This window comes from Aeromicrobium sp. Root344, from assembly GCF_001425755.1.
In the GTDB taxonomy this organism is placed as follows: Bacteria; Actinomycetota; Actinomycetes; order Propionibacteriales; family Nocardioidaceae; genus Aeromicrobium.
Genome location: NZ_LMDH01000001.1, coordinates 2,424,183 through 2,445,581 on the forward strand (window position 1 = coordinate 2,424,183; position 21,399 = coordinate 2,445,581).

General features: G+C 69.2%; 18 protein-coding genes. 15 read left to right on the top strand and 3 right to left on the bottom strand.

What is annotated here, in order from left to right; translation table 11 throughout:
- The first annotated feature begins 173 nt into the window (after positions 1–173).
- The 9 genes from ASC61_RS11910 (at position 174) to ASC61_RS11950 (ending at position 10,750) form a co-directional block, all read left to right on the top strand.
- The gene (locus ASC61_RS11910) at positions 174–851 is read left to right on the top strand and encodes a 50S ribosomal protein L25/general stress protein Ctc (protein WP_056212147.1); all 678 of its coding nucleotides are present in this window, start codon (positions 174–176) and stop codon (positions 849–851) included.
- Positions 848–1,414, top strand: coding sequence for an aminoacyl-tRNA hydrolase (gene pth, locus ASC61_RS11915; protein ID WP_056212149.1), 567 nt, complete (start codon positions 848–850; stop codon positions 1,412–1,414). The genes ASC61_RS11910 and pth overlap by 4 nt, the downstream gene beginning before the upstream one ends.
- A 2-nt stretch (positions 1,415–1,416) precedes the next feature.
- The gene (gene mfd, locus ASC61_RS11920; RefSeq protein WP_056212151.1) at positions 1,417–4,935 is read left to right on the top strand and encodes a transcription-repair coupling factor; all 3,519 of its coding nucleotides are present in this window, start codon (positions 1,417–1,419) and stop codon (positions 4,933–4,935) included.
- Between the two features lie 151 nt (positions 4,936–5,086).
- Complete coding sequence (locus ASC61_RS11925) at positions 5,087–6,598, top strand: APC family permease (RefSeq protein ID WP_056212153.1); 1,512 nt, start codon at positions 5,087–5,089, stop codon at positions 6,596–6,598.
- Between the two features lie 23 nt (positions 6,599–6,621).
- On the top strand, positions 6,622–7,275 hold the full coding sequence (locus ASC61_RS11930; protein WP_056212155.1) for a hypothetical protein: 654 nt from the start codon (positions 6,622–6,624) through the stop codon (positions 7,273–7,275).
- Positions 7,275–8,135 carry a MazG family protein gene (locus ASC61_RS11935; RefSeq protein ID WP_056212157.1) on the top strand — a complete coding sequence of 287 codons (861 nt, stop codon included), beginning with the start codon at positions 7,275–7,277 and terminating at the stop codon, positions 8,133–8,135. The genes ASC61_RS11930 and ASC61_RS11935 overlap by 1 nt, the downstream gene beginning before the upstream one ends.
- Before the next feature lie 274 nt (positions 8,136–8,409).
- The gene (gene eno / locus ASC61_RS11940; RefSeq protein WP_056212159.1) at positions 8,410–9,687 is read left to right on the top strand and encodes a phosphopyruvate hydratase; all 1,278 of its coding nucleotides are present in this window, start codon (positions 8,410–8,412) and stop codon (positions 9,685–9,687) included.
- A 5-nt stretch (positions 9,688–9,692) separates the two neighbouring features.
- Positions 9,693–10,253: an FtsB family cell division protein gene (locus ASC61_RS19425; RefSeq protein WP_157439474.1), complete on the top strand. Its 561-nt coding sequence runs from the start codon at positions 9,693–9,695 to the stop codon at positions 10,251–10,253.
- Positions 10,250–10,750, top strand: coding sequence for a DUF501 domain-containing protein (locus ASC61_RS11950; protein ID WP_056212163.1), 501 nt, complete (start codon positions 10,250–10,252; stop codon positions 10,748–10,750). The genes ASC61_RS19425 and ASC61_RS11950 overlap by 4 nt, the downstream gene beginning before the upstream one ends.
- Here ASC61_RS11950 and ASC61_RS11955 read toward each other — a convergent pair.
- Together ASC61_RS11955 and ASC61_RS11960 are read right to left on the bottom strand one after the other, a co-directional pair.
- Complete coding sequence (locus ASC61_RS11955; protein ID WP_056212165.1) at positions 10,740–11,420, bottom strand: response regulator; 681 nt, start codon at positions 11,418–11,420, stop codon at positions 10,740–10,742. The genes ASC61_RS11950 and ASC61_RS11955 overlap by 11 nt on opposite strands.
- On the bottom strand, positions 11,417–12,988 hold the full coding sequence (locus tag ASC61_RS11960; RefSeq protein WP_235503546.1) for a sensor histidine kinase: 1,572 nt from the start codon (positions 12,986–12,988) through the stop codon (positions 11,417–11,419). The genes ASC61_RS11955 and ASC61_RS11960 overlap by 4 nt, the downstream gene beginning before the upstream one ends.
- A 139-nt stretch (positions 12,989–13,127) precedes the next feature.
- Between ASC61_RS11960 and ASC61_RS11965 the strand changes: the two genes are divergently transcribed.
- Together ASC61_RS11965 and ASC61_RS11970 are read left to right on the top strand one after the other, a co-directional pair.
- Positions 13,128–14,516 (top strand): cation:dicarboxylate symporter family transporter, encoded by a 1,389-nt coding sequence (locus tag ASC61_RS11965; RefSeq protein ID WP_056212169.1) that lies wholly within the window; start codon positions 13,128–13,130, stop codon positions 14,514–14,516.
- 82 nt (positions 14,517–14,598) lie between these two features.
- Positions 14,599–15,522: a Ppx/GppA phosphatase family protein gene (locus ASC61_RS11970; protein WP_056212171.1), complete on the top strand. Its 924-nt coding sequence runs from the start codon at positions 14,599–14,601 to the stop codon at positions 15,520–15,522.
- A 92-nt stretch (positions 15,523–15,614) separates the two neighbouring features.
- On the opposite strand, the gene ASC61_RS11975 is transcribed toward ASC61_RS11970, so the two are convergent.
- Positions 15,615–16,625, bottom strand: coding sequence for a LacI family DNA-binding transcriptional regulator (locus ASC61_RS11975; protein WP_056212173.1), 1,011 nt, complete (start codon positions 16,623–16,625; stop codon positions 15,615–15,617).
- A 128-nt stretch (positions 16,626–16,753) separates the two neighbouring features.
- On the opposite strand from ASC61_RS11975, the gene ASC61_RS11980 reads away from it, so the two are divergent.
- Genes ASC61_RS11980 through rhaS form a run of 4 tightly spaced genes read left to right on the top strand, consistent with a single transcriptional unit; the run spans position 16,754 to position 21,391 of the window.
- Positions 16,754–18,265, top strand: a complete 1,512-nt coding sequence (locus tag ASC61_RS11980) for a sugar ABC transporter ATP-binding protein (protein WP_056212175.1) — start codon at positions 16,754–16,756, stop codon at positions 18,263–18,265.
- Positions 18,262–19,293 carry an ABC transporter permease gene (locus ASC61_RS11985; protein ID WP_056212177.1) on the top strand — a complete coding sequence of 344 codons (1,032 nt, stop codon included), beginning with the start codon at positions 18,262–18,264 and terminating at the stop codon, positions 19,291–19,293. Before ASC61_RS11980 ends, ASC61_RS11985 begins: the two co-directional genes overlap by 4 nt.
- Positions 19,290–20,354 (top strand): ABC transporter permease, encoded by a 1,065-nt coding sequence (locus ASC61_RS11990; RefSeq protein WP_056212178.1) that lies wholly within the window; start codon positions 19,290–19,292, stop codon positions 20,352–20,354. Before ASC61_RS11985 ends, ASC61_RS11990 begins: the two co-directional genes overlap by 4 nt.
- A complete protein-coding gene (gene rhaS, locus ASC61_RS11995) occupies positions 20,354–21,391 on the top strand; it encodes a rhamnose ABC transporter substrate-binding protein (protein ID WP_056212180.1) in 1,038 nt (345 codons plus the stop codon). Before ASC61_RS11990 ends, rhaS begins: the two co-directional genes overlap by 1 nt.
- Positions 21,392–21,399 lie beyond the last annotated feature (8 nt).

Genomic DNA, 21,399 nt, shown 5'->3' on the forward strand with positions numbered 1-21,399 from the left:
GGGATGCTCGGTCTCAACGGATTTCTCGCTCACGCAGCGCTGCGATAAGATCGTGAAGTTGCCTCGGCGAGGGTCCTTTCGGGCCGTGATCGACAGGGCGCTCCACGGAGTGCTGTGTCGAGCGCCTGGTGACAGCCGACTTTCACGCAACACTCTTCAGGAGACATTTCCCCATGGCTGAGATCAAGATCGCCGCCGAGGCGCGCACCGAGTTCGGCAAGGGCGCCGCCCGCCGCATCCGTCGCGCCGACAACGTGCCCGCCGTCCTCTACGGCCACGGCTCGGACCCCGTCCACGTGACCCTGCCGGGCCACCAGCTCATGCTGGCGCTCAAGAACTCCAACGCGCTGCTGACGATCGACCTCGGCACCGAGCAGCACCTCGCGATCCCCAAGCAGGTCCAGCGCGACCCGCTCAAGGGCTTCATCGAGCACGCCGACCTCCTGATCGTCAAGAAGGGCGAGAAGGTCACGGTCGACGTCCGCATCAACGTCGTCGGCGACGCCGTCAGCGGCAACCTCGTCATCCTCGAGAACTCGACGATCTCCGTCGAGGCCGAGGCGACCCACATCCCCGAGTCCTTCGAGGTGTCGGTCGAGGGCCTCGACGCCGGCGCGCAGATCCACGCCAGCGACCTCGAGCTGCCCACAGGCTCGACGCTCGCCGTCGACCCCGAGATCCTCATCGTCAACATCACCGCGGCTCCCACCGAGGCCCAGCTCGACGCCGAGCTCGCCGAGGCTGAGGCCGAGGCCGGCATCGAGCACGACGCGACCGACGCCGAAGAGGCCGAGGCTGCTGCCGAGGCACCGGCCGAGGGCGAGGCTGCGGAGAGCTCCGAGTCAGAGTGACCTGGTTGGTCGTCGGGCTCGGCAATCCGGGCCCGACGTACGCCAGCACTCGTCACAACGTCGGTTACCTCGTGACCGACGTGCTCGCGGCCCGCACGGGCGGATCCTGGAAGAAGCACAAGTCCGGCCGCGCCGACGTCATCGAAGGACGTCTGGCCGGCGAACGCGCGATCCTCGGGCGCTGCCGGTCCTACATGAACGAGAGCGGCGGCCCCGTGTCGACGCTCGCGAAGTTCTATGACGTCGAGCCCGACCACCTCGTCGTGATCCACGACGAGCTCGACATCGACTACGGCATGCTGCGGGTCAAGCTCGGCGGTGGCGACAACGGTCACAACGGGCTCAAGTCGATCCGCCAGTCGCTCGGCACCGGCGACTTCCACCGCGTACGTGTCGGAATCGGCCGCCCGCCCGGCCAGCAGAGCGTGCACGACTTCGTGCTCAAGCCCTACAGCGCGGCCGAGCGCAAGGACCTGCCGACGTACGTCGAGGAGGCCGCCGACGCGGTCGAGAGCCTCATGACCCAGGGACTAGAAGCGACGCAGAGCGCGTTCAATCGTTAGCGATGACACTCTCCAGACTCGCGGCCCTCGTCGCCGCCGAACCCACGGTCCAGCAGGCGCTCCAGGATCGGGCCGACGGGCTCAACACGCTCAACATCCAGGCGCCCGAGCCGCTGCGACCGTTCCTGACGCAAGCCCTCGCCCAGCAGTCGACCGTGCTCGCGGTCACCGCGACCGCCCGCGAGGGCGAGGACCTCGTCGCTCAGCTGGGTGAGCTCATCGGCCCTGACGCCGTCGCCTACTTCCCGGCGTGGGAGACGCTGCCGCACGAGCGGCTCTCGCCACGCTCGGACACCGTCGGCCGGCGCCTCGCGGTCCTGCGCCGGCTGGTGCACCCGACCGAGACCAACGACGAGGACACGTCCACCGGCCCGCTCCGGGTCGTCGTCGCGCCCGTACGTTCGTTGCTCCAGCCGCAGGTCAAGGGGCTCGCCGACCTGACACCGGTCGAGCTGCACAAGGGCAACGAGATCGCCCTCGACGAGGTCGTCAGGCAGCTCGCCGCCGCGGCCTACTCCCGTGTCGACCTGGTCGAGCGCCGCGGTGAGTTCGCGGTGCGCGGCGGCATCATCGACGTGTTCCCGCCGACCGAGGAGCACCCGCTCCGCATCGAGTTCTGGGGCGACGAGGTCGACGAGATCCGCCGCTTCGCCGTCGCCGACCAGCGCACGCTCGAGGAGGTCGCGCACGTGTGGGCGCCGCCGTGCCGTGAGCTCCTGCTCGACGACGAGGTCAAGGAGCGAGCCGCGGAGCTCGCCGAGGCACACCCGTCGTTGGCGGAGATCTTCACCAAGATCTCCGAGGGCCACGCCGTCGAGGGCATGGAGTCGCTGACGCCGGTCCTGGTCGACGAGATGGAGCTGTTCGTCGACCTGTTGCCGGAGCGCTCGGCGATCGTGCTGTGCGACCCGGAGCGCATCAGGGCTCGCGCCGCCGACCTGGTGGCGACGAGCGAGGAGTTCCTCCAGGCCTCGTGGGCTGCCGCAGCCACGGGCGCCGAGGCACCGATCGACCTCGGCTCGGCCGCGTTCCGCACGCTCGAGGACGTCCAGCTGGAGACCCTCGGCCTCGGGCACACCTGGTTCACGGTGTCACCGTTCGGGCTCGACACGGACGACCAGACCCGTGCCGTCGACATGGAGGCCGCTGCGGCCTATCGCGGCGACACCACGGCTGCGCTCGGCGACATCAAGAAGTGGGTCGCCGCCGGCATGCGGGTCGTGTTCGTCGCCCCTGGTCACGGCCAGGCCCAGCGTACGAGCGAGTGGCTCGCGGAGAACGACGTCGCGGCCGCGCTCGACGACGAGGTGACGGCGCCGTCTCCCGGTGTCGTGCAGGTCGCGTGCGGGGAGCTCGACCACGGATTCGTCTCGCCCCCGCTCGGCCTCGCCGTCCTGACGTACGACGACCTGGTCGGCCAGCGCGCTGCTGATCGTACGGAGCGCAAGATGCCGGCCCGCCGGCGCAAGCAGGTCGATCCGCTCGAGCTCAAGACGGGCGACTTCGTCGTGCACGAGCAGCACGGCGTCGGCCGCTACGTCGAGCTCATGCAACGAGTCGTGCAGGGCGCGGCGCGCGAGTACCTCGTCATCGAGTACGCCCCGTCCAAGCGCGGGCAACCGGCCGACCGGCTGTTCGTGCCGATGGACCAGCTCGACCAGATCAGCCGCTATGTCGGCGGTGAGTCGCCGTCGCTCGACCGGCTCGGTGGTTCGGACTGGACGACCCGCAAGAACAAGGCCCGCAAGGCCGTACGCCAGATCGCCGGCGAGCTGATCAAGCTCTATGCCGCCCGGCAGGCCACCAAGGGGCATGCGTTCGGACCCGACACGCCGTGGCAGGCCGAGCTCGAGGACGCGTTCGCGTTCGTCGAGACGCCCGACCAGATGGTCACGATCGACGAGGTCAAGCGCGACATGGAGCGCACCGTGCCGATGGACCGGCTCGTCTGCGGCGACGTCGGGTACGGCAAGACCGAGATCGCGGTGCGGGCGGCGTTCAAGGCGATCCAGGACGGCAAGCAGGTCATCCTGCTCGTCCCCACGACGTTGCTGGTGCAGCAGCACTACGCCACGTTCGCCGAGCGGTTCGGCCAGTTCCCGGTCAAGATCCGTCCGTTGTCGCGGTTCCAGACCGACAAGGAGTCCAAGGAGACCCTCGCCGGTCTCGCCGACGGCACGATCGACCTGGTCATCGGCACGCACCGCCTGCTGCAGCCGGGCGTACGCATCAAGGACCTCGGCCTCGTGATCGTCGACGAGGAGCAGCGCTTCGGCGTCGAGCACAAGGAGGCGCTCAAGATGCTGCGCGCCGCCGTCGACGTGCTGTCGATGTCCGCGACGCCGATCCCGCGCACGCTCGAGATGGCGATCACCGGCATCCGCGAGATGTCGACGATCGCGACGCCGCCCGAGGAGCGTCACCCCGTGCTGTCGTTCGTCGGGCCCTACGAGGACCGGCAGGTCATCGCCGCGATCCGCCGCGAGCTGTTGCGGGAGGGTCAGGTGTTCTTCATCCACAACCGGGTGCAGAGCATCGACAAGGCCGTCGCCAAGATCAAGGAGCTCGTGCCCGAGGCGCGGGTCGCCGCCGCGCACGGCCAGATGGGGGAGCACCAGCTCGAGGAGGTCATGGTCGACTTCTGGGAGAAGCGCTACGACGTCCTGGTCTGCACCACGATCGTCGAGTCCGGGCTCGACGTGTCCAACGCCAACACCATGATCATCGAGCGCGCCGACACCCTCGGCCTGTCGCAGCTGCACCAGCTGCGCGGCCGGGTCGGCCGCTCGCGTGAGCGCGCCTACGCGTACTTCCTCTACCCGCCCGAGAAGCCGCTCACCGAGACCGCGCACGACCGGCTCGCCACGATCGCGCAGCACTCCGAGCTCGGCGGCGGCATGGCCGTCGCGATGAAGGACCTCGAGATCCGCGGCGCGGGCAACCTGCTCGGCGGCGAGCAGTCCGGGCACATCGCCGATGTCGGCTTCGACCTCTACGTACGCCTCGTCGGCGAAGCCGTCGCGGAGTTCCGCGGCGATGCCGAGCCCGAGCGCGAGGTCAAGATCGAGCTGCCGATCGAGGCGCACCTGCCGCACGAGTACGTCCAGAGCGAGCGCCTCCGCCTCGAGATGTACAAGCGCCTCGCCGACGTTCGCGCGCTGGCCGACGTCGACGAGCTGCGCGCGGAGCTGGTCGACCGTTACGGTGAGCCGCCCGAGGCCGTCGAGGTCCTGCTCGACGTCGCGCGGTTGCGCGTACGCGTGCGGGAGGCCGGCCTGACCGAGGTCACCGCGGCGGGCCCGAACGTGCGCTTCGCGCCGCTCAAGCTGCCGGACTCGGCGCAGATGCGGCTGCAGCGGATCTATCCGCGCAGCACCTACAAGGTCGCCGCCGAGGTGGCCCTGGTGCCGCGGCCCAAGACCGCCCCGGTCGGCGGCAACCCGCTCGTCGGCCGCGAGCTGCTCGAGTGGACCCGCACCGTGATCGACACGCTGGTCCCGCCCCCCGCGCCCGTCAGCTGAGGTCCGAGCCGGCCCCGGGAGCGGTGAGTTGGTCGCCCATCAGGGCGCCTGACAGGCGACTGGCCCACCGTGGCACCGTCCGATGGGCGAGCAGGTCACCGCTCACGTCCCCACCGGTTGCGGTTCGCAACGGTGTCCCTACGGTTGGGGGATGACACTTCGGGGGACGTGGGCCCAGCTCGTACGCACCAAGGACGTCGACGACGTCATCCACCAGAACGACGAGGACCCGACCGCCGAGGACCATCATTCGCGGTTGAGCAAGCGGCTGTCGTCGTGGGACCTCATGGGGTTCGGGATCGGCATCGTGATCGGCACGGGCATCTTCACCCTGACCGGCGGCCAGGCCAAGGACAACGCCGGCCCCGCGATCATGGTCTCGTTCCTGATCGCCGGGTTCGTCGCCGTGCTCGCGGCCGTCTGCTACGCCGAGCTGGCCTCGGCCGTGCCGACCGCCGGCAGCTCCTACACGTACGCCTACACGACGATCGGTGAGATCTTCGCCTGGATCATCGCGTGGGACCTGATTCTCGAGTTCGCCCTCGGCGCGGCGGTCGTGGCGCGCGGCTGGTCCGGCTACCTGCAGCACGCCCTCGGGCTGCCACACGCCTACTTCGGCGAGGAGGACTCGGTCGTCAACCTCGGTGCCGTCGCGATCGTCGCGGTCATCGGCACGATCGCGGCGATCGGCATCCGTGAGTCCAAGCTCGTCACGAACGCGCTGGTCGTCATCAAGGTCTCGGTGTGCGTGTTCGTCATCGGCGTTGGCGTGTTCTTCGTCAAGGTAGCCAACATGAAGCCGTACGTCCCGCACTCCGAGAAGGGGCCCGACGTGAGCGGCCTCAAGCAGCCCCTGTGGCAGTGGATCTCGGGCGCCGACCCCACGGCGTACGGCGTGACCGGCGTGTTCATCGCCGCCGCGGTCGTGTTCTTCGCCTACAGCGGCTTCGAGGCCGTGGCCAATCTCGGCGAGGAGACCAAGGACCCGGCCAAGGACATGGCGCGCGGGCTGCTCGGGACCCTCGTGATCTGCACGACGCTGTACGTCCTGGTGTGCTTCGTGCTGACCGGCATGGTGAAGTACACCGACCTCAGCACCGGAGCCCCGATCTCTGACGCGTTCTCCCAGGTGGGCCTGGACTGGGCCGGCGTGCTGATCGACATCGCCGCGATCGCGGGACTGACCTCGGTGATCCTGGTCGACATCGTGGCGATGGGCCGCATCGGGTTCGCGCTGTGCCGCGACGGCCTGCTGCCTGCCCAGGTCGGCGCGATCCACCCGAAGTTCCGCACGCCGGCGCGCATCACGGTCGTCACCTCGGTCGGGGTGGGCCTGCTGGCTGCGTTCGTCCCGCTCAACACGCTTGCTGAGATGGTCAGCATCGGGACGCTCTTCGCGTTCCTGGTCGTGGCGATCGCGGTCATCGTCCTGCGTCGCACCAGGCCGAGGATGAAGCGACCGTTCCGGGCGCCGCAGGTGCCGCTGCTGCCGATCGTCTCGGCGCTGTCGTGCATCGCGCTCATGACGAACCTCGCGATCGAGACCTGGCTGCGGTTCCTGGTGTGGCTCGCGCTCGGCCTCGTGGTCTATGCGGCGTACGGCCGGCAGCACTCCAAGCTGGCCCGCTCCGGCGCGAACGCGAGGGACTCCGCCAACGTCTGAGCGGCCTCGGATAACGTGTGAGCATGCCCACACGTGCGCGCGCTGCTGTCCTCGTCCTCGCGGGTCTGACCCTCGCTGCCTGCGGCAACGTCCATCCCGGGGCCGCCGCCGTGGTCGACGACCAGACCATCTCGATGAAGACCCTCGACACGACGGCCAAGGCCTACTGCGCGCTGGCCCTGGCGAGCGCCCAGAGCCAGGGAGCCACGCTGCCGAGCAACGCCGAGGTCCGTCGCCAGACCGTGACGACCCTGGTGTCGCTCGTGGTGGCCCGCAAGCTCGCCAAGGATGAGGGCGTCACCCCGAGGCCCGCCGAGTACGAGCTGACGACCGACCAGCAGGACCAGGTCGCCAAGTCGTTCGCCAAGGCGAAGAACCTCGACGAGATCAAGAAGCTGATCGAACAGGGGCAGCAGCTGTCAGCGATCGCGGTCGCGCTCGCTGAGAAGAGCACGGGCCAGGCGCGTACGCAGGAGAACATCTCACAGCTCGCGGCGGCCGGACAGGCCGAGATCACCAAGGCGTTCAAGGACAACGACGTGAAGTTCGCGCCGCGCTTCGGGCTGAGCAACAAGACCGCCAAGACCGTCGCCGCCACCGGGTCACTGTCCGTCGCACCGACCGACCTCGGCGAGGACAAGCCCGACCAGCTGCCGCCGGCACAACGCTGCGACTGATGCGCATCGTCGTCCTCAGCCCCCGGGTCGCCCCGGGGATCCTCACGTTGGCTGCGTGGGACGCGCTGCGGGACGCCTCGGTCGTACGCGCTGCGGTCGACGACCCGCACGTGCGCGCGATTGTCTCGTCCGGCGTCGAGGTCGAGGTGACGAGCGAGCCGCCGTCGTACGCGCCCGACACCGTGTGGATCGCGCCGACCGGCGACACGGCGTGGGCGCGCACGATTGCGGACGACCTGATGGACGGTGGGGGAGAGGCGTCCGACGTCGAGGTGATCTTCGGCTCGTACGACCTGCCGGGCTCCGGCCTGCTCGACGTCGTGGAGATCATGGATCGCCTCCGCCGCGAGTGCCCGTGGACCGCGCAGCAGTCACACGCGACGCTCAGCCACTACCTCCTCGAGGAGGCGCACGAGACGCTCGAAGCGCTCGACAGCGGTGACAGCGACCACCTGCGTGAAGAGCTCGGCGACCTGCTGATGCAGATCGTGTTCCACGCCCGCATCGCCGCCGAGGGCGAGGGCTGGGACATCGACGACGTCGCCGCCGGGATCGCCGAGAAGCTGGTCTACCGCAACCCTCACGTCTTCGGCGACGCCACGGTCACCAGCGCCGGGGAGGTCGACGCCAACTGGCAACGCCTCAAGGCCACCGAGAAGCGTCGCGCGTCCGTGCTCGAGGGCATCCCCGCGACGCTGCCCGCCCTGGCGTACGCCGACAAGGTCCTCAGCCGGCTCGACGGCGTCGACGTCAGCGGCGACGACCTCGGCGCCCGGCTGCTGGCGCTCGTCGCCGAGGCGCGAGCGCAGGGCCAGAACGCCGAGGAAGTCCTGCGCCAAGCCGTACGCCTGCTGGGCTAGGCCGGGTCGTGGGCGGTGACCTGGGTCGAACGTGGGGGCTTGAGGTTCGACCAGAGTCACCGGCGATTGGTGCGTCCGGCCTCGTCGGGTGTGGGGCGGTGACTTGGGTCGAACGTGGGGACTTGAGGTTCGACCGGAGTCACCGCCGACGCACCAGGGCGACGCCACCGCCATCGTCACGCCGACGCTGTCCACGCTGGCGAGGCGGTGCGGGACGTCAGGCCGACAGGACTAGGCTTGAGGCCGCACGTTCATCCGCTAACGAGGAGCAGTCTTGGCACGCATCGACGCCGTCGGCGCACGGGAAATTCTGGATTCACGGGGCAACCCGACCGTCGAGGTCGAGGTCGCCCTCGACGACGGCACGATCGGCCGCGCGGCGGTGCCCTCGGGCGCCTCCACGGGCGCGTTCGAGGCCGTCGAGCTCCGCGACGGAGGCGACCGATACGTCGGCAAGGGCGTGCTCAACGCCGTCGCCGGTGTCAACTCCAAGATCGGTCCCGCCCTCGTCGGCTTCGACGCTGACGACCAGCGCGCGCTCGACCAGGCGATGATCGACCTGGACGGCACCGACAACAAGGCCAAGCTCGGCGCCAACGCGATCCTCGGCGTCTCGCTCGCTGCCGCCAAGGCCGCCGCCGACTCCGCGCGCCTGCCGCTGTTCCGCTACGTCGGTGGTCCCAACGCCCACGTCCTGCCGGTCCCGATGCTCAACATCGTCAACGGTGGCTCGCACGCCGACAGCAACGTCGACATCCAGGAGTTCATGATCGCGCCGATCGGTGCGCCGACGTTCTCCGAGGCCCTGCGCATGGGCGCCGAGGTCTACCACTCGCTCAAGTCGGTCCTCAACAAGCAGGGACTGTCGACCGGCCTGGGTGACGAGGGTGGCTTCGCGCCCAACCTCGACTCCAACCGTGCCGCGCTCGAGCTCATCTCGACCGCCGTCGAGGGCGCCGGACTCAAGGTCGGCACCGACATCGCGTTCGCGCTCGACGTCGCCGCCTCGGAGTTCTTCGCCGACGGCACCTACGCGTTCGAAGGCCAGCAGAAGACGGCCGAGGAGATGTCGGCCTACTACGCCGAGCTCGTCGCGGCCTTCCCGATCGTCTCGATCGAGGACCCGCTCGACGAGGACGACTGGGCCGGCTGGACGACGCTGACCGAGAACCTCGGCGACGACGTCCAGATCGTCGGCGACGACCTGTTCGTCACCAACGTCGAGCGCCTGACCCGCGGCATCGCCGAGGGTGCGGCCAACGCGCTGCTCGTCAAGGTCAACCAGATCGGCTCGCTCACCGAGACGCTCGACTCCGTCGACCTCGCGCACCGCCACGGTTTCGCCTGCATGATGAGCCACCGCTCGGGCGAGACCGAGGACACCACGATCGCCGACCTCGCGGTCGCGACCAACTGCGGCCAGATCAAGACCGGCGCGCCGGCTCGTTCGGACCGCGTCGCCAAGTACAACCAGCTGCTGCGCATCGAGGAGGCCCTCGGGTCCTCCGCGACCTACGCCGGCGCCTCCGCCTTCCCGCGGCTGGCGCTCTAGGACCGATGGCCTCGCGTCCCCCACGTGGCCCCGGCCGGAGGCCGCCCGATCGCGGGCGGCGTCCGGCTGAGCGTGGGGCTCGCGGGGCGGCGCGCAACCGTACGCCCAAGGTGGCGACGGCCAGCGCCGGCACGGGCCCGCAGCTCACGACGCGGGCCATCGTGCTCCTGTCGGTCGTCCTGCTGCTGATCGCGTCCTACACCTCCACGCTGCACGCGTGGTGGGAGCAGCGCGCCGACATCCAGAGCACCAGGGCCGAGATCGTCATGCGCAAGCAGCAGATCGCCGGCCTCAAGGACCAGAAGGCCCGCTGGAACGACCCGGCCTACGTCAAGCAGCAGGCCAAGGAGCGCTTCGGCTGGGTCATCCCCGGTGAGGTCGGCTACCGCGTCATCGGCAGCGACGGCACGGTCAAGGGCAACGTCCCGACCCTCGAGGCGCCGCCGATCGCCACGACCCGGACCGAGTGGTACGACAAGCTGTGGGGCAGCGTCAAGGAGTCCGGCAAGACCCCCAAGGCGCCCGAGCCCGAACCCGATCCCGACAAGGTGCTGAAGAAGAAGTGAGCGTCGACCAAGCCGACCTGGACGCGGTCGCCGAGCAGCTCGGCCGTACGCCCAGGGGCATCCTCGAGGTCATGTCGCGGTGTCCCTCGGGCCACCCCAACGTCGTCAAGACCGAGCCGCGGCTCGACGACGGCACACCGTTCCCCACCATGTTCTACCTGACCTGCGACCGGCTCGCCGGCGAGATCGGGACGCTCGAGGCCTCAGGCCTGATGAAGGAGATGAGCGACCGGCTCGTCGAGGACGAGGAGCTGGCGGCTGCCTACGCGCGTGCCCATGAGGCCTACCTCGCGGAGCGGGAGGCGATCGCGCACGTGCCGGAGATCGACGGCATCACGGCAGGTGGCATGCCGACCCGCGTGAAGTGCCTGCACGTGCTCGTCGGCCACTCCTTGGCCAAGGGGCCTGGCGTCAACCCGTTGGGGGACGAGGCGCTGCAGCTGCTCGGCGACTGGTGGACCGGCAACGCCTGCGGCCCTGCGTCCGTCACGACCTGACGGCGCGGTACTCCACGTGCGGCCGGCCCGTGCCGCCGTACCGCGTGGCGCGCGCCGACTGACCGAGGTCGGCCAGGTGCTCGAGGTAACGCCGCGCGGTCACCCGTGAGGACCCGATCAGGTCGGCGACCTCGCCGGCCGTGAGCCCGTCGTCCGCCTCGTCGAGCGTCGTCCGCACGGCCTCCAGCGTCTCGGCGCTCAGCCCCTTGGGCAGCCGCTCGTCATCGGGCGCCGGCCGCATCGCGCCGAACACCGCGTCGACACCGCGTTGGTCGATCGACTCACCGGCCTCGAGCGTGCGCCGGAACGCGGCGTACTGGCGCAGCTTGGCCTCGAACATCGCGAACGTGAACGGTTTGAGCAGGTAGGCCACGACGCCCTGCGACACCGACTGGCGCACGACGTCGACGTCGCGGGCCGAGGTCACCGCGATGACGTCGTAGGGGCGCCCCGTGGCCCGCAGCTGGCGCAGCAGGTCGAGGCCGTGCCCGTCGGGCAGGTGCATGTCGAGCAGCACGAGGTCGACCGGCTGGCTACCGAGCACGCGGGCCGCCTCCTGGAACGACTCGGCGACCCCGACGACCTCGAACTCCGGCATCCGTCCCACGTATGTCCGATGCGCCTGGGCCGCGATCGACTCGTCCTCGACGATCAGCACGCGGATCGTCACGAGCCGATCCTGACGTCGAACGCGGCGCCGCCGAGGGGACTCTCGCCGATCGTGGCCCTGCCACCGTGCCGGCGTACGAGCTGGCCGACGAGCGCCAGGCCGATGCCGCGGCCGGTGCCCTCGTCGGGCTTGGTCGACCAGCCGCGGACGAACACGGTCTCGCGGTCCTGCGGCTCGACGCCCGGACCGCTGTCCTCCACGCGTACGTGCAGCTGCTCCGTCGTCGAGGTGACCGTGACGGCGACCTGCCGGTCGACCGATGACTGCGCCGCGTCGATCGCGTTGTCGACCAGGTTGCCGAGGATCGTCACGGCCTCGTGTGCCGTCGTGGTCAGTCCCGTGACCCTGGTCGCCGGCTCGATCGTCAGGGTCACCCCGCGTTCGGCGGCCTGCGCGCTCTTGCCCAGGAGGAGGGCGGCGATGACCGGCTCGTCGATCGACTCGACCATGCGGTCGGTGAGCCGTCGGGCGACGTCGAGCTCGCGGGTGGCGAAGTCGATCGCCTCCTCGCTCTGGCCGATCTCGATCAGCGACACCATCGTGTGCATGCGGTTGGACGACTCGTGGTTCTGGGCCCGCAGTGCCTCGGCGAGGCCGCGCACCGTGTCGAGCTCGGCCGTGACGCTCTGCAGCTCGGTGCGATCACGGAGCGTGACGACCGACCCGACGTCGCGGCCGTCCCAGTGCGCCGGCGCCTGGTTGACGACCAGCACGCGGTCGCCGACCACGTGCACGGCGTCCTGCAACGAACCGCCGGAGGTGAGCTCGGCGACGAGCGCCGGCTCGAGGCCGAGACGGTCGATGGTCGAGCCGACGAACGATGGGTCGAGGTCGAGCAATCGGGCCGCTTCGTCGTTCATGAGCGTCAACCGGCCGGCCGGATCGAGCAGCAGGAGTCCCTCGCGGACGGCCCGGAGCACCGCGTCGTAGTACTCGTACATGCGGGTGATCTCCTGCTCGCCGAGACCATGGGTCTGCCGGCGCAGGCGACGGTTGGCCAGCGCCGCGCCGATCGCCCCGAGCACCCCGATCGCGAGTGCCGCGGCGATGATCCGCGGGAGGACCGAGAGCACCTCCTCGTCGACCTTCTTGGTCGTGATGCCGACCGAGACCATCCCGCGTACCTTGCCGTCCTCCTTGATCGGGACGACGGCGCGTACGGAGGGACCCAGCGTGCCGGTGAAGTCCTCGGTGAAGTTGCGGCCCTTCAGTGCCTCGGCAGTGTGACCGATGAACTTCTTGCCGATGTTGTCGGGGTTGGGGTGCGAGTAGCGGATGCCCTTGGGGCTCATGATGACCACGAAGTCGGTGCCGGTCGCCTTGCGGACGCGTTCGGCGTACGGCTGCAGGACATCCCTGGGCTCGGGGTCGTCCAGTGCGTCGAGGACGGTGGGGGAGGCAGCGACTGCGAGCGACACGTCGAGGGTCTGTGCGCGGGCGTCGGCGCGGCTGTCCTGCCGGGCGTCGAACCAGGCCAGGGCGGTGCCGCCCACGACGACGACCAGCACCACGAGCAGCTGCCACACGAGCATCTGCCGTGCGACGGTACGTCCGCGAGCCCGGGCCACCCTCGCATTCTCCACGATCCCGGCGCGCGTACCGAGGTGGCGTTGTGACGGCGGTCACGAACTTTACGAACACAACGGTGAGCGGGGTCACATGCGGACCCATTCTGGGGACGCAACCCCTCACCGTCCAGGAGGACTCATGTCAACGAATGCGCTGCGCCCGGCCCGCAAGGACCGCACGCACTACCTCTACCTCGCCGTCATCGGCGCCGTGATCGCCGGCATCACCGTTGGCCTGGTGGCGCCGGACTTCGCCGTCGAGCTCAAGCCTCTCGGCACCGGGTTCGTCAACCTCATCAAGATGATGATCGCCCCGGTCATCTTCTGCACCCTCGTCCTCGGTGTCGGCTCAGTGGCCAAGGCGTCGCAGGTCGGCCGCGTCGGCGGGCTCGCACTCGGCTACTTCGTCACGATGTCGTTCGTCGCGCTCAGCATCGGCCTGGTGGTCGGCAACATCCTGCACCCCGGCGACGGCCTCAAGATCACGCCGGACGTCGCCTCCGCCGGCAGCGCGCAGGTGTCGAGCGACGCCGAGTCGACGACCGACTTCCTCCTGCACATCGTCCCTGACACGCTGGCCTCGTCACTGACGTCCGGCAAGATCCTGCAGACGCTGCTCGTGGCGCTGCTGTTCGGGTTCGCGCTGCAGGCCATGGGCTCGGCCGGCAAGCCGGTCCTGACCGGCATCGGCCACCTCCAGAAGGTCGTCTTCCGCATCCTCGCGATGATCATGTGGGCCGCACCGATCGGCGCGTTCGGCGCCATGGCCGGCGTCGTCGGCGAGACCGGCGTCGACGCCCTCAAGGCGCTCGCGGTCATCATGATCGGCTTCTACGTCACCTGTGCCGTGTTCGTGTTCGTCATCCTCGGCACGATCCTGCGCGTCGTCGCGGGCATCAACATCTTCCTGTTGCTCAAGTACCTCGGCCGCGAGTTCCTGCTGATCTTCTCGACGTCGTCGTCCGAGTCGGCCCTGCCGCGGCTCATCGCCAAGATGGAGCACGCCGGGGTGTCGCAGCAGACCGTCGGTGTCGTCGTGCCGACCGGCTACTCGTTCAACCTCGACGGCACCATGATCTACCTGACCATGGCGTCGCTGTTCATCGCCGAGGCGATGGGCAACCCCCTGTCGATCGGCGAGCAGATCTCGCTGCTGCTGTTCATGATGGTCGCGTCCAAGGGCGCTGCGGGCGTCACCGGCGCCGGCATGGCGACACTCGCCGGCGGGCTCAGCTCACACCGTCCGGAGCTGCTCGACGGTGTCGGCTTGATCGTCGGTATCGACCGGTTCATGTCGGAGGCCCGTGCGGTCACCAACTTCTCCGGCAACGCCGTCGCGACGGTCCTGGTCGCCACGTGGACGCACACGCTCGACCGCGACCAGCTCAACCGGACGCTGTCCGGCGAGAGCCCGTTCGACGAGTCGACGATGATCGACACCGACGACGAGGTCGAGTCGGCGGACGAGCCCGTGGCGATCGAAGCCGGCGGTGCCGATGCAGCGCCGCGCATACCGGCCAAGGTCTGACCGAACAGCCACGAAGGCGGGGCTCGCGGGTGATCCCCGGGAGCCCCGCCTTCGCCGTGCCCGGTGCCGATACGCTCACTGCATGCCTGATCAGCGCACACGCGTGGCCGCGATCGACTGCGGGACCAACTCGATCCGCCTGCTGGTCAGCGATGTCGGCGCCGACAGCAAGGCCGACCTGGTGCGCGAGATGCGCATCGTCCGCCTGGGCCAGGACGTCGATCGCACGGGTCACCTGGCCGAGGAGGCCATCGACCGTACGCTGCAGGCCACCCGTGAGTATGCCGAGCTGATCGCGATGTTCGGCGCCAACGAGATCAGGTTCTGCGCCACCTCCGCGGTCCGCGACGCGGACAACGCGACGGCGTTCGAGGACGCGATCGAGGGCATCCTCGGCGTGCGCCCCGTCGTCCTTGCGGGACTCGACGAGGCCCGCGCCTCGTTCCTGGGCGCGACGCGCGACCTCGAGCAGGCGCGCACGCTCGTCGTCGACATCGGGGGAGGGTCGACCGAGCTCGTCGTCGGCACCGGCCAGGACATCGAGTGGTCGGTGTCGCTCGACATCGGGTCCGTGCGCCTGACCGAGCGGTTCCTGTCCAGCGATCCGGCGTCGGTCGCGGAGGTCACGGCCTGCATGAGTCACCTCGACGCGGTGCTGGCTCCTGCGGTGGCCGGGCTCGACCCGGTCGGCTCGTTCGTCGGCGTCGCCGGCACGATCACGACCGTGGCGGCGCACTCGCTCGCGCTGCCGTCGTACGACTCCGCCACGATCCACGGTGCGAGGCTCGCGCTCGACGACGTGCGCGAGGCGTGCCTGTCGCTCGTACGCATGTCCGTCGCTGACCGCCGCGCGCTGCCGTTCATGCACCCCGGCCGCGCCGACGTGATCGGGGCCGGCGCGCTGATCCTCGACCGGCTCGTCGACCTCGTCCCGCTGTCCACCGACACCATGGTCGTCAGCGAGCACGACATCCTGGACGGCATCGCTTGGGACATCGTCGGCTGATGACCCGCTGAGCCTGACGTTTCTGTCGCGACACGCCGTGTCAGCACGACAGAAACGTCAGGCTCAGCGCGTTCCTTGGCGCCGCTCGTCCGTCAGGCGCCGGCGGTGGAGCGGCGGATGACGAGCTCGGGCTTGAGCGTCGTGTGCTTGACCGTGGAGCCGGCCGGATCGGCGATCACGTCGAGCAGCAGGGTCGCTGCAGCAGAGCCGAGCTGTTGCGCCGGCTGGCGGACGGACGACAGGGGGATCGCAGCCGAGGCGGCGAACTCGATGTCGTCGTAGCCAATGATCGCGATGTCGTCCGGCACGCGTACGCCCGCCAGCGTGAGCGCCTGGAGCACGCCGAGGGCGACGAGGTCGTTGGCGGCGAACACCGCGTCAGGGCGCTGTGTGCGGGGCAGCTCGAGGAGCTGCTCGGCGCCCCAGCGGCCGGCCTGAGCGTTCATGGTCTCGGTCTCGACGAACACGATCTCTCCGGAGCCGTGCTTCTCGGCGGCCGCACGCGCTGCGGCGAGACGGGTCTTGACCTGCGCCAGCCCCGCGGGACCGCCGATGAACCCGATGCGGCGCCGACCGATCTCGAGCAGGTGCTCGGTGGCGATCCGGCCGCCCATCTTGTCGTCGATCGACACCGACGAGAACTCCTTGGCCCGGCTCATGCGGTCGACCAGCACGACGCTCGTGCCGCGGTCCCGGAGCCTGCGGAGGCGGTCCATGACGTCGCCGACCGGCGTGATGAGCACGCCGCTCATGCGCTGCTGCTCGAACAGGTCGAGGTACGACGTCTCCCGGCTGGGCTCCTGGGCGCTGTTGCCGAGGATCAAGGGTCGGGACTCGGCGATCAGGACGTCCTCCACGCCTCGGGCGACGTCGGTGAAGAACGGGTTGGCGATGTCGAGCACGATCATGCCGATCGCGTCGTTGGTGCCGGCGCGCAGCTGGCGGGCCGCGTCGTTGCGGATGTAGCCCAGCTCGTCGATCGCGGCCTGGATGCGCGCGAGCGTCGCGGGGGAGACCTTGGCCGGATGGTTCAGGGCGTTCGACACGGTCGCGGGGGAGACCCCGGCGAGAGCGGCAACATCGCGTACTTGAGCCACGGCCATGACGAGGAGGTTAACACGATTCAACATTGTGGGTTGACGGAACTGTGATGGGCGTCATACAGTGCCGGAAGGCGAATTAGAACGATTCAATCGCCGCCGAATCCGCCCCCCGAAGTCACGGAGTCCACATGAACGCGAGCGGTCCTGTCGCCCTGCAGCTCGAGCAGGTGCGCAAGTCGTTCGGTCCCGTCGTCGCCCTACGGTCGGGGAGCCTCACGGTCCACTCCGGCTCGATCCACGCCCTGGTGGGTGAGAACGGTGCCGGCAAGTCGACCCTCGTCAAGATCGTGGCCGGCGTCTACCAGCGCGACGGCGGCGAGTTCCTGCTGCACGGTGAGAGCGTCGACTTCTCGTCGACCGCGGCGTCCAAGGACGCCGGCATCGCCGTGATCTACCAGGAGCCCACGCTGTTCCCGGATCTCTCGGTCACCGAGAACATCTTCATGGGTCGCCAGCCGCTCGGCGCCGGTCGCCGTATCGACCGCAAGGCGATGCACGAGGAGGCGCTGGGCCTCTTCTCCCGCCTCGGCGTCAACCTCGACCCACGGCGTCTCGCCGAGGGCCTGTCGATCGCCGACCAGCAGATCATCGAGATCGCCAAGGCCATCTCCCTCGACGCCAGCGTCCTGATCATGGACGAGCCGACCGCCGCACTCAGCGGGGTCGAGGTCGAGCGGCTGTTCGCCGTGGCCCGCAGCCTGCGCGACGAGGGTCGTGCGCTCGTGTTCATCTCGCACCGCTTCGAAGAGGTGTTCGCCCTCTGCGACACCGTCACCGTGATGCGCGACGGCGACTACATCTCGACCGACCCGATCGCCGAGACGACCAGCAGCCAGATCGTCGCCAAGATGGTCGGCCGCGAGGTCGGCGACCTGTTCCCCAAGACGCCTGCCGAGATCGGTGAGCCGGTCCTCACGGTCAAGGAGCTCGAGTCTGCCGGTGTCTTCCACGACGTCACCTTCGACGTACGCGCCGGCGAGATCGTCGCCCTCGCGGGCCTGGTCGGAGCCGGGCGCAGCGAGATCGCCCGCGCGATCTTCGGCGTCGACGGCTACGACTCCGGCACCGTCCAGCTCAACGGCAGGGTCGTACGCCCGCGCAGCCCGCGTGCCGCGATCCGCGCCGGCATGGGGTTCGTCCCCGAGGACCGCCGTCAGCAGGGTCTCGTCACCGAGGCGTCGGTCGCCCACAACGTCGCCGCGGTGATCCGCTCGCGCATCGCGCGGTGGGGACTCCTCACCAACGGCAGCGAGACACGGACCGCTGCCCCTTGGGCGGGACGGCTCGAGGTCAAGACCAACGCGCTCGACATGCACGCGACCACGATGAGCGGCGGCAACCAGCAGAAGGTCGTCATCGCCAAGTGGCTCGCGACCCAGCCGTCGTTGCTGATCATCGACGAGCCCACGCGCGGCATCGACATCGGGACCAAGGCCGAGGTGCACCGCTTGATCTCCGAGCTCGCCGGCCAGGGCATGGCGATCCTCATGATCTCGTCGGAGCTGCCCGAGGTGCTGGGCATGGCCGACCGGGTGCTCGTCGTCCACGAGGGCCACATCACCGCCAACCTCGACCGCGCGGACGCGACGCCCGAGAGCGTCATGACCGCCGCCACCAACACGATGGAAGTCAGCGCATGACAGAGACCCTGGTGGCGCCCAGCCGCCGCAGCACCGCGCAGCGCGTGGTGTCGACGATCCTCACGTCACGCGAGTCCGCCATCGCGTTCGTGCTGATCCTCGTCGTCGCCGCGGCCACGCTCAACACCAAGAGCTTCCTGTTCAGCGAGGACGGCTGGCGCGACCTGCTGCTGACCCCCGCGATCCTCCTGCTGCTGGCCACGGGCCAGGCCGTCGTGATCATCACGCGCAACGTCGACCTGTCGGTCGGCTCGACGCTGGCCCTCACGGCATACCTGACCGGCAGGCTCTTCGTGGACAACCCGGGCATCCCGATCGTCGCGGTCGTGGCGATCGGGATGCTGGCCGGCGCCGGCCTCGGGCTCATCAACGGCCTGCTGGTCGCGCTCGGCCGGGTGCCCGCGCTGGTCATCACGCTCGGCACGCTCTACATCTATCGCGGTGTCGTGCTCTCGTGGGCCGGTTCCAACCGCATCAACGCCTCCGACATGCCGGACGGGTTCCTGTCGCTCGGCACCAAGTCGATCCTGACGATCCCGGTCCTGACGATCCTCGCGCTCGTCGTGCTCGGCATCGTGGGCTACTACCTGCGCACCGCCCGCGGCGGCCGTGAGCTGTACGCCATCGGATCCGACCCGGATGCCGCCAACCTCTACGGCCTCAAGGTCCGCCGCCGCGTCATCGGCGCGTTCGTCCTGTGCGGCGCGCTCGCCGGCCTTGCGGGCGTCGTGTACGCCGCGCGCTACGGCACGATCAGCTCGGGCGCCGGCCAGGACATCGAGCTCCAGGCCGTGGGTGCGGCAGTCATCGGCGGGGTCGCGATCTTCGGCGGCAGCGGCTCGGTCTGGGGTGCCGCGATCGGCGCCTGGCTGCTCATCACGATCAATCGCGCACTGCCGATCCTCGGCGTGCAGGACTTCTGGCAGCAGGCCGTCGTCGGTGCCCTGATCCTCGGCGCCATCGTGCTCGACCGGGTCCTGGCCGCACGCAGATCACGCAAGCTCGTCGAAGCGAGGGACATCGCATGACCGCCCGCACGTACGCCGCACACGCCAAGCCCCTGTGGCAACGCGCGCTCCTGACTCGGGAGTTCGCGATCATCACGCTGCTCGTCGTGGTCTACCTCTACTCGCGCAGCGAGGTGCCGGCGTTCGACGGCCCGCTGACGATCTACTACCTGCTGCTCGACGCCGCGGCGATCCTGCTGATCGCGCTGCCGATGACGATGATCATCATCACCGGCGAGATCGACCTGTCGGTCGCCAGCACCGTGGCGCTCAGCAGCGTGCTCGTCGGTGACCTGCACCAGCACGGCATGTCGATCCCGATGGCGGGGCTCGTGGCGATCCTCGCGGGTGTCGTGTGCGGTGCGTTCAACGGCTTCCTCGTGGCGTACGTCGGACTGCCCTCGCTGGCCGTCACGATCGGCACGCTCGCGCTCTATCGCGGCATCGCCGTCGGCACGCTCGGCACCAAGGCCGTCACGGACTTCCCGGAGAAGTGGACCGACCTCGCCAAGCAGCACATCGGCGACAGCAGCTATCCGGTCATCGTCATCCCGTTCGTCGTGCTGGCGATCCTGTTCGCGCTGCTGCTCCACTTCACGTCGTTCGGCCGGGGCGTGTACGACATCGGGCTCAACTCCGAGGCGGCGCACTTCACCGGCGTCAACGTCGCGCGTACGAAGTTCATCCTGTTCGTGCTCTCCGGCGCCGTCTCGGCGTTCGCCGGCATCTACATCACGCTCCGCTACGGCAGCGCCCGCGGTGACAACGCGACGGGCCTCGAGCTCCAGGTGATCGCCGCGGTGCTCCTCGGCGGCGTGTCGATCTTCGGCGGTCGTGGCGCCCTGCACGGCGTCATCGCCGGGGTCCTGTTGATCGGCGTCATCTCGAGCGCCCTGCGCCTCGAGGACGTCACGGTCAACGTCATCAACATCATCATCGGGCTGCTGCTCGTGCTCTCGGTGATGTCCACCAGCTTCCTGTCCTTGGCAACTCGGGCGTCGGCAGGAATGAAGAAACGCAGCTCCAAGAGCTCCGATGCACGCCAGCAGCTGGCGTCAGCTCACCATGAAGGGAAGAACTGATGAAGTTCAACAGAAGGAAGGCCAGCGCACTCGGTGCCCTCGCCATCAGCGCCGCGCTCGTACTCTCCGCCTGTGGCGGGAGCTCCGACGGCGGCGACAAGGGCGGCAGCGGAGGATCCGGCAAGAGCGTCTCGGTGACGTTCCTGCCCAAGAACCTCGGCAACCCGTACTTCGACACCAGCGACAAGGGTGGCAAGACCGCGGTCAGCGAGTTCGGCGGCAAGTTCTCCGAGGTCGGACCCGAGAAGGCCAGCCCCGACGCGCAGGTTCCGTTCATCAACACCGCCGCGCAGCAGGGCATCAACGCCCTCGTCGTCTCGGCCAACGACCCCAAGGCCATCGGCGACGCCCTCAACGAGGCGCGCGACGCGGGCACCAAGGTCGTGACGTTCGACTCCGACACCGACCCGAAGTACCGCGACCTGTTCATCAACCAGGCCACGGCCGAGGGCATCGCCAAGGTGCAGGTCGACATGATCGCCAAGCAGATCGGTGACAAGGGCGACATTGCCATCTTGTCGGCGGCCGCCAACGCGACCAACCAGAACGCCTGGATCGACCTGATGAAGAAGGACCTGTCGGCCAACCACCCGAACATCAAGCTCGTCGACACGGTCTACGGCAACGACGACGACCAGACGTCGTTCGACAAGACGTCGGCCCTGCTCCAGAAGTACCCGAACCTCAAGGGCATCGTGTCGCCCACGACCGTCGGCATCGCCGCGGCCGCGCGCTACGTGTCCGACTCGGAGTTCAAGGGCAAGGTCCAGGTCACCGGCCTCGGCACTCCGAACCAGATGCGCAAGTACGTCGAGGACGGCACCGTCCAGGCGTTCGCGCTCTGGAACCCCGAAGACCTGGGCTACCTGGCTGCGTTCGCGGCCAAGGCGCTGGTCGACGGCACGATCACCGGCAAGGAAGGCGACACCTTCAAGGCCGGCAAGCTGGGCGAGTTCACGGTGGGCAAGGACGCCACGGTGCTTCTCGGTGACCCGTTCCAGTTCAACAAGGGCAACATCGCGAAGTTCAACTTCTGATGTTCACG